At 59.2% G+C, this 13,678-nt stretch carries 12 protein-coding genes and 2 pseudogenes; 6 read left to right on the forward strand and 8 right to left on the reverse strand.

Annotated elements, in window-relative coordinates:
• Positions 1-144: 144 nt before the first annotated feature.
• From VLK31_RS32570 to VLK31_RS32590, 5 genes are read right to left on the reverse strand one after another with little or no spacing between them, the layout of a single operon-like run.
• Positions 145-1,809, reverse strand: a complete 1,665-nt coding sequence (locus VLK31_RS32570) for an ABC transporter ATP-binding protein (protein WP_409172630.1) — start codon at positions 1,807-1,809, stop codon at positions 145-147.
• Entirely contained in the window at positions 1,806-2,648 is an 843-nt protein-coding gene (locus VLK31_RS32575) for an ABC transporter permease (RefSeq protein WP_409172631.1), read from the reverse strand. The genes VLK31_RS32570 and VLK31_RS32575 overlap by 4 nt, the downstream gene beginning before the upstream one ends.
• Entirely contained in the window at positions 2,645-3,619 is a 975-nt protein-coding gene (locus tag VLK31_RS32580; RefSeq protein WP_409172632.1) for an ABC transporter permease, read from the reverse strand. The genes VLK31_RS32575 and VLK31_RS32580 overlap by 4 nt, the downstream gene beginning before the upstream one ends.
• A 35-nt stretch (positions 3,620-3,654) precedes the next feature.
• Positions 3,655-5,217 (reverse strand): ABC transporter substrate-binding protein, encoded by a 1,563-nt coding sequence (locus VLK31_RS32585; RefSeq protein WP_409172633.1) that lies wholly within the window; start codon positions 5,215-5,217, stop codon positions 3,655-3,657.
• Between the two features lie 53 nt (positions 5,218-5,270).
• The gene (locus VLK31_RS32590) at positions 5,271-6,425 is read right to left on the reverse strand and encodes a M20 aminoacylase family protein (protein ID WP_409172634.1); all 1,155 of its coding nucleotides are present in this window, start codon (positions 6,423-6,425) and stop codon (positions 5,271-5,273) included.
• Positions 6,426-6,687: 262 nt separating this feature from the next.
• On the opposite strand from VLK31_RS32590, the gene VLK31_RS32595 reads away from it, so the two are divergent.
• The gene (locus VLK31_RS32595) at positions 6,688-7,632 is read left to right on the forward strand and encodes a LysR family transcriptional regulator (protein WP_409172635.1); all 945 of its coding nucleotides are present in this window, start codon (positions 6,688-6,690) and stop codon (positions 7,630-7,632) included.
• A 135-nt stretch (positions 7,633-7,767) separates the two neighbouring features.
• Here the strand turns inward: VLK31_RS32595 and VLK31_RS32600 are convergent, their stop codons facing one another.
• Positions 7,768-8,694, reverse strand: coding sequence for a universal stress protein (locus tag VLK31_RS32600; RefSeq protein ID WP_409172636.1), 927 nt, complete (start codon positions 8,692-8,694; stop codon positions 7,768-7,770).
• A gap of 104 nt (positions 8,695-8,798) precedes the next feature.
• On the reverse strand, positions 8,799-9,200 hold the full coding sequence (locus tag VLK31_RS32605) for a GreA/GreB family elongation factor (protein ID WP_409172637.1): 402 nt from the start codon (positions 9,198-9,200) through the stop codon (positions 8,799-8,801).
• A 957-nt stretch (positions 9,201-10,157) separates the two neighbouring features.
• On the opposite strand from VLK31_RS32605, the gene VLK31_RS32610 reads away from it, so the two are divergent.
• From VLK31_RS32610 to VLK31_RS32620, 3 genes are read left to right on the forward strand one after another with little or no spacing between them, the layout of a single operon-like run.
• Positions 10,158-11,081, forward strand: a complete 924-nt coding sequence (locus tag VLK31_RS32610) for a universal stress protein (protein ID WP_409172638.1) — start codon at positions 10,158-10,160, stop codon at positions 11,079-11,081.
• Positions 11,078-11,515 carry a GreA/GreB family elongation factor gene (locus tag VLK31_RS32615; protein WP_409172639.1) on the forward strand — a complete coding sequence of 146 codons (438 nt, stop codon included), beginning with the start codon at positions 11,078-11,080 and terminating at the stop codon, positions 11,513-11,515. The genes VLK31_RS32610 and VLK31_RS32615 overlap by 4 nt, the downstream gene beginning before the upstream one ends.
• Positions 11,505-12,041 carry a hypothetical protein gene (locus VLK31_RS32620; RefSeq protein ID WP_409172640.1) on the forward strand — a complete coding sequence of 179 codons (537 nt, stop codon included), beginning with the start codon at positions 11,505-11,507 and terminating at the stop codon, positions 12,039-12,041. Before VLK31_RS32615 ends, VLK31_RS32620 begins: the two co-directional genes overlap by 11 nt.
• A gap of 101 nt (positions 12,042-12,142) precedes the next feature.
• Here the strand turns inward: VLK31_RS32620 and VLK31_RS32625 are convergent.
• A pseudogene (locus VLK31_RS32625) lies at positions 12,143-12,582 on the reverse strand (DDE-type integrase/transposase/recombinase); the annotation flags it as partial.
• A gap of 342 nt (positions 12,583-12,924) precedes the next feature.
• Here VLK31_RS32625 and VLK31_RS32630 point away from each other — a divergent pair.
• Positions 12,925-13,236, forward strand: coding sequence for a hypothetical protein (locus VLK31_RS32630; RefSeq protein ID WP_409172641.1), 312 nt, complete (start codon positions 12,925-12,927; stop codon positions 13,234-13,236).
• 268 nt (positions 13,237-13,504) lie between these two features.
• Positions 13,505-13,624, forward strand: a pseudogene (locus VLK31_RS32635) (helix-turn-helix domain-containing protein); the annotation flags it as partial.
• Between the last annotated feature and the right edge of the window lie 54 nt (positions 13,625-13,678).

Here is a 13,678-nt window from a genome sequence, read left to right on the forward strand (position 1 = left end):
GTCAGCACAGAAAGAACAGGAAGGTCTTCTGACTTGAGCCTGGCGCGGTTGGCGCTTTGTTGCACAGGTCTCTGGTCGTCGAAGAGTGAGGCACCAGTTGGGCCTATTGCACGCTTTGCACATGATTCCTGTGACGCCGGTACATCACGCCGGATCAGCAATTCGCTCAAGCGATGATCGGAAGCGCGGCGCCGCAGCGATCAATTCCTGCGTGTATGCATGTGAAGGTTGCTCCAGAACGGCATTCGCAGTACCCCATTCGACGATCTCACCCCGGCGCATCACCGCGATGTGATCGCACATCTGCGCCGCCACTCGAAGGTCATGGGTAATAAAAACCATGCTCAGAGCAAATTCACGTCGCACCTCTTCGAAAAGTTCCAACACCTGAGCCTGCACCGATACGTCCAAAGCTGATACCGGTTCGTCGGCCACCAGCAGGCGAGGCCGCATGGCCAACGCCCGAGCAATTGCAACGCGTTGCCGCTGCCCGCCTGAAAATTCATGGGGATAGCGATCTGCAGCATCGGCTTTCAAGCCGACCTTCTGAAGCAAGTCGAGAACGAGCGCTCGCACCACATCCTGGCTCTTCCCCTGTTCCAATGGTCCGGCGCCAATCGCTACCCCGACCGTCTGCCGCGGATTGAGCGACGCATACGGATCTTGAAAGACCATCTGGACCTGTCCTCGATCAGCAGCGGGCCGATGTCGAAGATCGAGCGCAATTTCCCTTCCGGCAAAGCGGATCTGGCCACTGTCTGCAGGAATGAGGCCGGTCAAGCAGCGCCCGATGGTGGACTTTCCTGATCCGGATTCGCCCACAATGCCCAGGGTTTCGCCGCAGCGCAACGTGAAGCTGACGGCTTGAGCGGCAGGTACCACACGCGCTTTGCCCCGAAAAATCCCGCCCCCGGTTCGATAGGTCTTGTGCAGATTGGCGACTTCCAGAATTGGTTCGATCGGCGTTTTTGTGGCCAAGGAGCGCGGAGTCCCATGAGGGATCGCGGCGATAAGCCTGCGCGTGTATTCGTGCTTGGGATTGTTCAGCACGGCATCCGCGGTGCCGCGTTCGACGACTCGGCCGAGTTGGACTACGGCAACCTCGTCGGCAATGTCAGCGACTACGCCGAAGTCATGGGTGATGAAGAGCATCGCCATTCCCCTGCTCCGCTGGAGCTCACGCATCAAGGCCAAGATCTGCGCTTGCGTGGTGACATCAAGCGCCGTGGTCGGCTCGTCAGCGATAAGGAGGGTTGGCTCCAGAATCATCGCGGAGGCGATCATTACGCGCTGGCGTTGGCCGCCTGAGAGCCGGAAGGGGAAGCTGTCGGCGATGACCTCTGGCTCAGGCAATCCGACGTCTCTCAGCGCGCCAACAATTCGTGACCGTCGCTCACCAACTGTCAATGACTGATGAGCGTCCAGGACCTCGCCGATCTGTTCGCCGATTCTCATCACAGGGTTCAACGAAGTCATTGGCTCCTGGAAGATCATTCCTATACGTTGTCCCCGAAGTGCGCGCATCTGCGCTTCGTCGATCGCCAGCAAGTCCTGGTTGTCAAATACGATGCGGCCAGCGACCGGCGCCACGCGAGGTCTTGGCAAGAGTCCCATGACTGCGTTGGCGATCAGGGACTTGCCAGAGCCGCTCTCCCCAACGATGCAAAGTGTCTGACCTGCTCTCACGGCAAGGTTGATGTCCTCGACGGCCAGTGCTCGATCTGCACCCCGAGGCAGGCGGATTGCCAGACTTTCGATCGTCAGAACAGTGTCTGAAAAAGAATCGGCACCCGGATCCTGATCGTTCATTTCGTCCTCCCGTCCAAACGCGTGTTGAGCCCATCGTTCAAACCCTCGCCGACCAGATTCAGAGCCAGAACAGTGCCCATGATGGCAAGTCCAGGGAAAACAGCGACCCACCAGGCCTGATGCAGTGCACTTCTCGCGGCGCCGACCATGTAGCCCCAGCTCATCATGTTTGGATCGCCAAGCCCAAGGAAGCTCAGTGCCGACTCGAGCAAAATCGAACTTGCCACCATGAGTGATCCCATCACCACAATGGGAGAGACAGCGTTCGGCAGAATCTGCCGAAAAATGATCTTTGTGCTTGATTGCCCCGCCAGGAGCGCGGCCTGCACGAAGTCCCGTTGTCGCAAGGAAAGAAACTCGCTTCGCACCAAGCGAGCCACCGGTGGCCATGTCACCAATGCGATTGCTCCCACGATGGAGTAGACCGTCGGTTGGAAGATCGCGACGATCACCACCGCGAATGCGAATCCTGGAACAGCTTGGAACAGTTCGGTAAAGCGCATCAAGGCGACATCAACCCAGCCACCGTGGTATCCAGCCAGTGCACCAACGGTGATGCCAAGCATCAAGGCCATGCCGGTTGCTATAAGGCCGATCAACATTGAGACGCGTGCTCCGTAGGCTAATCCCGCAGCAACGTCACGGCCGATCGAATCTGAACCCAGGGGAAAACCTGGCTCAGTAAAAGGAGGAAGAAATGGCTGCTGCACCATCGCGAAGGGATCATGATCGACCAGCCAAGGGGCCGCCATGGCGATGACTGCTATCAGAGCCAGCATGAGCAGGCCGAAGATCGCGCCTTTGTTGCGGCTGAAGCGAAGAACAAAGGAGTTGTTCATGACAGGGCGATTCGGGGGTCGACCACGGTGTAAATGAGGTCTGTCATCACGTTGACCGCGATGGCGAGCGCCGCCGTCACGAGGAAAGTGCCCAGCAAGAGGCTGTAGTCACGCTGTGCAAGGGCATCGAACAGCAATCGCCCAATTCCGGGCCACGCGAATACCGTCTCAATCAACACGGCCCCGCCGACCATGGCGCCTGCCTGCAGACCGGCCAGCGTAACCACCGGAAGCAGTGCGTTGCGCAACACATGGGCTCGAAGCACCCGGCCCGGTGGCAAACCCTTTGCTCGCGCCGCCTTCACGAATTCTTGGTCGGCCACTTCCAACATGGAGGCACGTGTCATGCGGGCGTAAACGGCCATGTAGAACATGGCAAGCACCAGTGTTGGAAGCACCATGTGATGAGCGATGTCGAGGGCGCGAGCAAGACCCGAGTGACCTCCGCCCACCGTTTCGAAACCGAAGGCCGGAAACCAGGGCAGCCAAACTGCGAAGACCAGTACCGCAATGACCGCCAGCCAGTAGATCGGCATGGCGTAAAACAAGGTGGCAAGCAAGCTGATCGCCCCGTCCTTCCAAGTGCCTACCCGGATGCTCGCCAGCACGCCAAGACTCACACCGAACAGCAGCGAGAGCACAAACGCTGAACCTGTCAGCAGCAACGTCGCAGGCAAACGCTCCACAATCAACTGAAGGACGGGTTGCTCCTGCCGATAGGACATGCCCATGTCGCCCTTGACCAGAATTTTGAGATAGGTCGTCAGCTGTCTCGGCAACGGTTTGTCAAGGTCAAAACGTTCTCGCAGCTGTTGGACGAAGATCTCGTCTGCGGCCCCGGTCTCACCAGCCATCACCGTGGCAGGGTCACCGGGCGCTGCTCGGATGAGCAGAAAGTTCATCACGGCAATCAGCAGCAACGTGCCAATGCCCAGCAACAGCCGGCGAAGTACGAATTTGAGCTTGTCCACAAGTGCCTCGTTCGCGATAAGAGGGTCGCTTTGGCTTACTTGATGAATGTGCGCGCCAGGCTGTCGGTCAGCCCGAGCCCACTGGTAATCAAGTCTTCGACCTTGCTGCGATACACGGTTGGGAAGTTGAGGTCGAGCAACCAGGCAGCAGCAACATCCTCCGCCATGGTGCGCTGGACATCGGCATAAATTTCAGCCCGCTTTTTTGTATCGATCTCGCGGCTACCGCGCTCGAACAACGCATCAACTTTGGGATTCTGGTAACCGCCAACATTGTTGAACGGTGAACCTTTTTTGATTTCGCTGCCAACATAACTGCGAGCGACACCAAGCGCCGGGTCGCCGAGTTGGAACAAGTACGTGAGGCTCAGATCAAAGTCCCAATTTGACGCTCGGGCCATCACGCTTGGGAGGTCCGCGCTGATGAGTTCGATCTTGAAACCAGCTTCCTGCAGGTTCTGCCGAATCATTTCTGCCGTACGCGCCCATGCTTCACCAAACGGCAGGGGCAAAAAGCGAAGGGCTTGGCCCTTGTACCCAGCTTCGGCGAGCAGCTTTTTGGCAAGAGGGACGTCACGTGCGTACTTCTTCGTCTGGTCCGTGTAGAAAGCGGTCTTGCTATTGAAGATTCCCGTTGATGGCTTCGCGAAGCCGAACCAGGCAACTTTGGCAAGGGCGTCCCGGTCAATTGCATGCATGATCGCCTGACGCACCTTCAAGTCTTGAAGTACCGGTGTGCGGTGATTGATCCAAAGCGACGCCGTCGGCGCCAGCTTCTCGTAGCCTTTAGTGGTGACACTTGCGCCAGGCAACTTTGCCAGCCTTCCGACATCGAAGTACTCGACCGCTCCACCTGGCAAGACATCGACCTTGCCGGATTCGAAAGCGGCCGCGCGCGAAGCACCATCGGGAATGATGTGCCAGAAAACGTTGTCGACTTTTGGAAGTCCTGCAACGTGGTACTTCTCGTTGCGAACCAGTTGGATGAACGAACCACGCTGCCATTCCTTGAACTTGAACGGCCCGGTACCGACGGGCGTACCCGTCAGTGGTTTGGTCAAATCCATTTCACCCAGCAGGTGCTTGGGGGCGATCGGCAGCGAGCTGACGTCAAACAGTCCTAGAAAAGCGGCGTAGGGTTGCGCCATCCGAAACTCGACCGTCCGGGCGTCGAGCGCCTTCACACTCGCGACCGATTGCATTGCAATCCGCACCCGCGGATTCAACGCCCGTTGAAGCTTGTCAGCTGTGAAGACCACGTCGTCTGCGGTAAGTGGCTTGCCGTCGTGCCACGTGACCCCTTCTTTGAGTTTGAAGATGTAAACCATTCCGTCCGGGCTCACACTCCATTCCGTGGCGAGGTGGGGCATCGGCTGCAACTTGTCGTCGAATCGCAAGAGGCCGTCGTAAATGTTGCCGATCACCATCTGTGACGGGCCGGTCGACCCTGCGCCAGCGATGAGCGCATTCGGCTCGGGAAACAATGCGACGTTCAGCGTCTTGGCGCCCTGCGCCCAAGCGGCAACTGGAAGACTGGCCGCAAGCCAGCCGATGGTGACAGCGCCACCAGAGATGAAAGTTCGGCGATCAAGTGTCATGGTCGATCCAATTCGAGGTGCTGTGGGTGGAGAAAATGGCGTCAAGCTCAGCGTCAAGGGCGGGACGCGAGAAAGCGCTGCGCAAGCAGCACCCAGTACGCTGCGCCGATAGCAACGTTGTCGTCGTTGAAGTCGTAGCCCGGGTTGTGCACCATGCAGGACCCCGGACCGGCACCATTGCCGATCTGCAGGTAGCTGCCCGGGCAGTGCTCAAGCATCACAGCGAAGTCTTCACTCCCTGTCGACGCTGGACCATGGAGAACCACCTGCTCCAGCCCAAAAAGCTCAAGCGCCACTTGGCGCGCGAACTCCGTCTCTGCCGGCGTGTTGACCAGCACCGGATAGTCACGTTTATAAATAACGTCGGCCTGGACACCAAAGCTTTCAGCCTGGGCGCTGACCAATGCCTTGATGCGTGTCTCCAGAAGATCTCGCACAGCAGCGTCAAGAGAACGCACACTCACTTCCATCTTTACGTTTTGCGGGATGACGTTGTTCGCACGACCAGCGTTGATCGCGCCCACCGTGACAATTGCCGTCGCCTGCGGGTCCACGTTGCGCGAAACGACGGTCTGCAACGCCATCACGATGCTTGCGGCTGCGACGATCGGATCGGCTGTGAGGTGGGGCATGGCCCCATGCCCGCCTGTCCCCTTGAGCGTGATGGTGACGTCGTCCGACGAGGCCATGGTGGCGCCATCGCGAAAGACGAGCATGCCCTGGGGGGTCCCAGGCATGTTGTGCATCGCGAAGATGGCGTCGCACGGGAAGCGATCGAACAGGCCCTGTTCGATCATGAGCTGCGCGCCGCCTGGGTGCTCCTCGGCAGGCTGGAAGATAAGGTGTAGCGTGCCGTCAAAATCGCCTTCCTCGGCCAACTGACGAGCGGCAGCCAACAGCATTGCCGTATGGCCGTCATGACCACATGCATGCATAACACCGGTGTTCACGCTCGCCCATTCGACGCCACTGAGTTCTTGCAGAGGCAAGGCGTCCATGTCAGCCCTGATCCCCAGCGTTTTTTGGCCAGTGCCTCGCTTCAGCGTGCCCACCACACCGGTCGTAGCAAGACCACGAGTCACCTCGTAACCCCACTGCTCTAGCCGGTTGGCGACAAGCTCTGAGGTTCTGTGCTCGGACAGGCCCAGTTCGGGATGACGGTGAATGTCGCGCCGCACACCGATGAACTCGGGAGCGTGGGTTTGCATTCGATCTAGCAGAGTGGTGAACATCAATGTGACTTAGTGCCAAAAATCTGAGCGGATGCTAGGCACCGGTACAGAAGCTCACAAGGCAACATTTTTGCCCTGTGAACGCTTTTGGTTGTCACCCGCTCTCTTGCCATTGCGGGTACCCTCGACCCCGTCAGAACCAGCATAAGTAGTAACCCTACCGGTGCTTTAGTACCGGCCTCTGAATACGTTGCACGAGGTCAACTGATTTTTCATAAACGTAAGGTTGTCGTTTGAGATGAAAATAAGCCAACTCGAAACACTCGTCGCCGTTGTTGCGCACGGTGGCATTCGTGCTGCTGCCCGAGAGTTGTCGGTGTCGCAGGCTGCGGTTACCAAGTCGATGCGTGCCCTTGAGGAGGAGGCGGGAATTCCGTTGCTTGTGCGTCAATCGCGCGGCGTCACGTTGACTCCCGCCGGTGCACGCCTGCTTGAACGTGCACAAGTGATCACTAGGCAGACCGCGCTGGCGATTGAGGAACTCCGACAAACAAGCGGCGCCGATGTCGGCACCTTGAACATCGGCGTCACGCCTTTCTTGACTTTCGCAGGGCTCGGGCCCGCGTTTAGCTGGTTTCGCCAGCGCTACAAGCACGTCGAGGTCAACATCATCGAAGGCTTGATGTCTCGCGTGCTGCCACGCCTACACAACGGAACGCTGGACATCGCTGCCGTTGCGGCCGATGTCGGGGAAGTTCAAGGAAGTGAATTTCACATTCAGCGAATTTTTCAGACGCGGCAAAGCATCGTTGTCCGAGCGGGTCACCCGATTTTGAAGGATCCGACCGCTCGCAGCCTTGCCGATTGCGAATGGGTTTTGACGCAACCAATCGGACGCGGAAGGCAGCCGCGATTAGAGGCAATGTTCGGCTTGGCTGGCGTGGGATTGCCGTCTCGGGTGACGGTCTGCGAAGCCTTGTCGGCGATGGCTTTGTTGCGCAGCACCGATGCAGTAAGTGTTGTGCCTGCGCCGCTGCTTGGGCATGTTGATTCCAGCGGCATCGTTGCCATCCAAGATGGAATCTTTCATCCGTGTGACATCGAATTGCTAATTCTCACGCGCTCGGATGTGCCGCTTACTCCGGCCGCAGCATACTTTGCGCATTGCCTGTCAAACGTTAGCCTGAGCCAGACCGGAGTTAACGCAACGGACGGCGCGGCCGCATCCACCAAGATCCGCTGACTGGGTCGCTATGTAAACTTAAAGCGCGGTACATCTCAAGTGGAGCCCGAATGCATCAGGCCGCATTGATGCCCGCCGACGTCTGCACCTGCACGTCCCGACCAATTCTGCACTGCAGGAAACGGTGGAGCGCACTCACCGAACCGTCTCCCTTCCCGGCAGGAAGGCACCACGTCCATCTCCCCTCTCTGCAGCAATGCGCAGCTTCGCTGCCGCTCGACTGGAAGGCTGGCGATCGTGCGGCACGATCAGGATGTCCGCCGAAGACAATCCGAGCACCCGACTGGAGACTGCACCGCTCAGAAACTCCAACGCGGCAGAGCGACGCCGTTTGCCGACGACAGTCAGCGTAGCCCCGGTGTCCTTTTGATGCAAGAACGTCTGGCGCGCCGCATCACCGCTTTTTGTCGAGAAGGTCAAGATTCGCCCTCCCGCATCGATCGATTGCGTCAGTTCGTACAGGCACTTGCGCGCGTAAGCCTCCTGCCGGCCTCTGAACATCTTGACAACTTCCCAGGGAACATCAGCTGAACGCAGCTTGGCTTCGTCCGTTCTGCTGATCGCGTGAAACAGTTCAATTTGCGCGCGATCATCCAAGTCGAGCGCGAGCTGGACGAGCTGCCGGGCACTTTCGGTGAAGTTCACTGCCACCACGATCTTCGCGTAGGGCTGCCGTCCATGCGAGCGTGTCAGCAGCACCGCACACCGGGTCAATCGCATGACACGCTGGTGCCAGGTCCCACGAAAGAAGGACACGATTTCTCGCTCTGGACGGTAACTGAGGACCATCAGGTCGGCACAGTTGGCTTGCACCGCGACGTCCTCAACGGTGGCCCCCCAGCAGCTCAGCGCTTTCACGCAAACTCCGGCACCGCTGGACACGCTGCGCGCTAGTTCGCCCAAACGAATTTCGTGATTCAGACACGGCGGGTTCTGAAGAATGGGGACGTACATCAAGTGGAGTTCGGCCCTGCAGTTGGCGGCCAACAAGGCCGCACGCTGGACCGCTTGATTCCCCTCCACTGACAGGTCCGTGACTGCCAAGATCGTCTTGTAATGCATGATGAACTGATCCTCGGCCGGAAATGGTTGAGCCCCCCTCCTTGGCAGGGAGAGGCATTGAGACATGAAGGTGTGGCGCGCGGGCGCGCAGGTGCTCCGGCGAACTAAGTCGTGTAGTCGCCGCTGGCCTCGGGCTGAAAGATGACGGATGCCACTTCCGCTGAACACTTCTCGCCGCTGGGCGTATGCCATCGCGCGAGTGCGCCTTCCGCGAGCCCGATCAAGCTCAGTCCGACCGGTGACAGGACGGAAATAAAGCCCGCGGCCGGCTCAGCGTCACCCGGAAAACAGACTGTCAGCTTTTGCCGTCGCAGGGTGTGCGTATCGACCAGCTCGACCTGCGAATACATCGTGACGATCTTCGCCGGCACGTCGCGGGACGCCACAATTTCGGTAGCGGCCAAGAGGTCCGACAGATCGGTCGGCAGCTGGCCGCTGAACAATTTCGCGAGGCGAGAGAAATCCAGTTCGGTGAGCGTGCGCTCGCCGTAAATCGTTGTGTGCATGACGCACTCCATTCGGTTTGCAGACGCCGAGAGGACGGACGCCCACAGTCGCGCTGGGCAGGTGCCCGGCGATCAGTGGTTGCGCAAAAAGATGGAGTGGATCGCCGGGCTTAAAGATGTGCAGCCGGCTGTCGAAGTCCCGGCGTGACCACCTGGCACCAGACGTACGATCCCACGCCTGCCGGGAGTGGCAAGGTCATCGTGGAAGCGTCGCGGCTACAGCAGGAAAGCGGGGTTCGCATGTCGCAAGTCTAAGTGGCGGTACCTGCACGGGCAAGCATGGCCCTACCTTCCTTGCCAGAATCACTTAGCACTTGGCGCTCGCAGCGACCATGAAAGCCAACAGATGGAAGGAGCTGGATTACATCAATCTGGCAGAGGGTGTGGGGGTACCGTTGCCCAATGCGCCGGGGTCTCATAGACTCGATGCATGCAGACCCAGGCGTACCCTCCCCACACAGTCCAAGGCCAATTTCGCCTCGCACTGTGGACGACACAAACGCCGTGCGCCTTGCTGTTTGCCCGATGCGCAGACGGGTCAGCGCAGACCCTCGCACATTTCTGAGCCCGGCGGTCAGCCTCCCTTTTTTTAGCGCAATTCATTGACCGTCGGGCATACGTCCCCGTGCGGCGCGCAATCGCGTTTTTCAGCGCCACTCGCAAGCAACGACCACTAATTCTTTGAAGCTTACTCGGCTTCATTGATGACGCACAACTTAGCGTCGCGCTGTACTGCGGTTAGCCGGGCTTCGATAGGTCTGGAACCGAGCTCCCACACGCATTCCCTGACCGTTCGTCCTGCGCGGCCGGCCATTTCGCAGACGCGTCGGCTGAGACCTGCGGGCCTTTCGACACTGCCGGATCACGCGGCAGTCATGACTTCCAGCTTGCTGCGAGCCACAAGCTTTGCCGTCCTTGGCAACGGCGACCGCATTCCCACGCCTTCAGGAGACAACAATGAACATTCAATCCATCCTCGCCGTCACGGATCTATCTGAGCAGGGCAACCGCACGGTCGTTCGGGCCGCCATGCTCGCAGCACAGCATCGTGCCCTGCTGAAGATCATGTATGCCCCAAAGGACTTCATTGCGTGCCGCGTTGCCGGGGTCGATGACGACGTGAGGCGACTCGCCACAGAAGTGCACTCGCGCTTTGACATTCTGGTGAAGAACGTCTCCGACACCCGCGGCCATCTGGAGGCAATTGTCGACGAAGCCCGCTGGGTCGATCTGCTGGTCATCGGCGAACACCGAGAAAAATCCGTCACGGCCTACTTTTTCGGCCAACCCATCGAACGCCTGCAGCGCGCCGTCCGTTGCCCGATCCTGCTGGCCCGACTCGAGGTTTTTAATTCCTATCGTCGCATTCTGGTCGCAGTCGACTTCACGCCCGAGTCCAAGAAGCTGGTGAAGCTGGCCTGGTCACTCGACAGCGATGCGCAGGTCGAACTGTTTCATGCACTGAACACCATGCACGAAGGCAAGCTGCGCTATGCGGATGTGTCCGAACAGGCGATGAAGGCCTATCGGCACGAGAGCATGCGTGATGCGAATGAACGCTTGTTCTGGCTGAGCGACTCATCGACGGCCCGACGCAACCGGGTTGTCGCCGCGATCGGCCGGGGCGATGCGGCGCGGCAGGCGGTGATCCAGCAGCAGCATGCCAACGCGGAGCTTCTCGTCGTCGGAAAGCGGCGCAGTTCCAGATTCTCGGATTTCCTTTTCGGCAGCGTGGCACAGCGTGTGCTGTGGTGGTCCGACGGCGACGTCTTGCTCGTACCACACGATCTGCGCATCGACCCGATGGCAGAGATGACCGCGTCGCCTGCGGGTTGGCGCGACCGCGTGACGGCAAGGCACGGGGACAGGAGGACAGCATGACAAGCGCGCGCCTGCTGACGGCGGCTGAGGCAAGCTTTCTGAGCGACGCAGCTGAGGAGTGGCTCCGGTTGCGCGACGTGGAGTTCAATCTCGGCGAGTTAGCTTTGAAAGTGCTCCGTGCCGCAACGCTGCGCCCTATTGATTGCCGGAGACAAGACATCGCGAGCGTTAACTGGACGATTGACGCGCAGTTTCCTGGCACAGACGCGCCTGTCGCAATCACGCTGGTGTCGCCGGCCGCTGCCGACATCAAGCGGGGTCGTGTCTCAATCCTCAGTGCCATTGGCCTGGCGTTGATCGGACACGCCATCGGCGCTGTTGTGCCGTTGCCGCTTGCGAGCGGAGAGATCGTCGACGCACGGCTGGTGACGCTCAGACCCTGCAGGGCGCTCGGATTCTTAAAGCTCGACCAAAAGGCGTGCCATGTTCAATGACGACAGACTCGCCAACTACCCGTTGCGGCAATCGCTGCTGCCAGGGGCGGAAAGGCTTCCGATTTTCGCGACCCGCGGCCTAGTGGACTGGTTGTCACGCCCTGACAGGTATCTCGTGGTTTGCGAGGGTCGGGGCGGGCGAATCTACGCAGCCGACGAATGCTTCCTGGAGGAGGCGCAGGCGGTGATTCTGGATGCGCACGGCGCGTGCATCGTCATGCGCAAGCCCGAAGTTCTCACCTACATCGATCCTGAGATCAATGGATGGGTAGAGCCTGTGATGTTTCTTCGCATCAAGAGTCCGCACGCCCATGCGCGCGATATTTTGGTCGAACTCCGGCGCCGTGAAGCTCGGATCCTGGAGATGGACATGCAACGCCATGACGTGGTCGTTCGTGCCGAGGGACGACTTGAGGACCTCATGGGGTTAGCGCGCGTGCTCTGTTCCTTTGCGCGCGGATCCGTTTCCATCTGGACATGGCTGGAACGGTACGAACCCGCAAAGACTGAATCGCCCCGGCTTTGAGCTGACCCCCAGAAGTTGGACGGTTGGAAGCTAGCAACCCGATGCCTGAGTTCGGTACAGGCGGCGCTGTCCAGGCAATTGCCTTTGCGCGACATGCTTTACGTCAGCCCGTGGGCGCTGAGTTGTTTGCGGTAGGCAGGCATCCGATAGTGCCATCCCTTATTGGAGTGCAGTAGTGGCGCAGTGGCTCGTCCCTTCAGCTTCGAGAGCGCCTTCTTCAGCATGTTCCCTGCAGGGAGCACAGGGATCGCTCCGGCATTTCGAAGGTCACAATTTCGCCGTTGTAAAGGTCCATGGCAGGTGACAGGTAAAGCTCTGCGCCGCGGACATTGAATTCGGTCACGTCAGTAACCCGTTTCTCGTTCTGGCGCGCTGCGTCGAACTGGCGATCGAGCACACTCGGCGATAGGACAGACTCGCCCCGGTAGGAGCGGTATCTCTTCGGCCGAACCATCGACTTCAGGCCGAGACCGTCCATCAGCCGCTGCACGGTCTTGTCGTTCACCGTCTGGCCCGACTGACGCAGCTCGGCGGTGATACGCCATGGCGGTTCGACCGCATATCGCCGAGAGATTTGTCGGATCTGTAAGCGAGATGTTCCGAAGTCCGCGCGCGACCTTGCTCTGACCGTCGCCAGCATGCATGCGCATTGGTCCAAGCCCACGCTGGCATTTGGAAACGGCGCAGGCTGGCACGCCAAACTGTTCGTCGAACAGGAAGCCTTTAGCATGTTTTCCGCCAGGCCGATCACGGGTTATGCAGACCAACCTTACTTCGACGTTTCGATGCTTCCGCACCGATGGATTGGCCTCTATAGATCAATGGAGCCGCTCTTCATCACTGAGCAGTACTAATACTCCCCCCTCGGCTGGCGCAACACCCCTTGCCACGCGGCATGGGCATTGATGGGTTCCGCACCGAAACCAATACCAAGAAGACCAAGCTCAAAGACTTTGCCAAACAACTCGACATCAAGCTGGTCAAAAATTACCTGCGCTGCTGGATGCTCACCGACTCTCACGACTCCTTGTGCATCGACCATCGGCACTCCGATCGAAAGGTTTATCACTTTGACGCCGACGCCTTTGCCGACGCCTATGCGCTGCCCGAGCCAGGGGCAACTTCGGATCCGTACCTTGCTCATGTCGTGGCCGTTGAATCGCCTAAAGACTTTGAATTTCGAGCAGCCAATTAAATTGGTCTAGTGTCATGAGTTAGAAGTTCGATGATTATTCTTGAGCATCAGGGTCTCTCGTGTAACGTTTGTAGCCGACGAGGCAACCATTATCGGAAGACCCAAAGCGACACTGGTTTTGACAGACGCCGAGAGCGAAGAGGTCAAGGCGCGGACGCTGCGACGCAAGACGGCGCAGGCCCTGGCGCTGCGAGCGCGCATCGTGTTGGCTTGCGTCCAGTGAAAGGACAACAAGATGGTCGTGGCGCGCCAGCCCGTCACACCGCAGATGGTGAGAAAGTGGCGAGCGCGGTTTGTCGAACAGCGCCTGGATGGTCTGCTGGTTGCGCCACGCTCTGGCGCGCCAAGAACTATCGACGATGCTCGCGTCGATGCGGTGATCGCCAAGACCCTGGAGAGTGTGCCGCGCGGCGCTACGAACTGGAACACGCGCACCATGGCC

This window comes from Variovorax sp. H27-G14, assembly GCF_046156345.1.
Lineage (GTDB): Bacteria > Pseudomonadota > Gammaproteobacteria > Burkholderiales > Burkholderiaceae_C > Variovorax.

Excerpts from the sequence above, each read along its gene's own strand:
- VLK31_RS32590 (WP_409172634.1), bottom strand. The coding sequence starts at position 6,425 with ATGCAAACCCACGCTCCCGAGTTCATCGGTGTGCGGCGCGACATTCAC.
- VLK31_RS32585 (WP_409172633.1), bottom strand. The coding sequence starts at position 5,217 with ATGACACTTGATCGCCGAACTTTCATCTCTGGTGGCGCTGTCACCATC.
- VLK31_RS32610 (WP_409172638.1), top strand. The coding sequence starts at position 10,158 with ATGAACATTCAATCCATCCTCGCCGTCACGGATCTATCTGAGCAGGGC.
- VLK31_RS32570 (WP_409172630.1), bottom strand. The coding sequence starts at position 1,809 with ATGAACGATCAGGATCCGGGTGCCGATTCTTTTTCAGACACTGTTCTG.
- VLK31_RS32615 (WP_409172639.1), top strand. The coding sequence starts at position 11,078 with ATGACAAGCGCGCGCCTGCTGACGGCGGCTGAGGCAAGCTTTCTGAGC.
- VLK31_RS32595 (WP_409172635.1), top strand. The coding sequence starts at position 6,688 with ATGAAAATAAGCCAACTCGAAACACTCGTCGCCGTTGTTGCGCACGGT.
- VLK31_RS32605 (WP_409172637.1), bottom strand. The coding sequence starts at position 9,200 with ATGCACACAACGATTTACGGCGAGCGCACGCTCACCGAACTGGATTTC.
- VLK31_RS32575 (WP_409172631.1), bottom strand. The coding sequence starts at position 2,648 with ATGAACAACTCCTTTGTTCTTCGCTTCAGCCGCAACAAAGGCGCGATC.
- VLK31_RS32620 (WP_409172640.1), top strand. The coding sequence starts at position 11,505 with ATGTTCAATGACGACAGACTCGCCAACTACCCGTTGCGGCAATCGCTG.
- VLK31_RS32600 (WP_409172636.1), bottom strand. The coding sequence starts at position 8,694 with ATGCATTACAAGACGATCTTGGCAGTCACGGACCTGTCAGTGGAGGGG.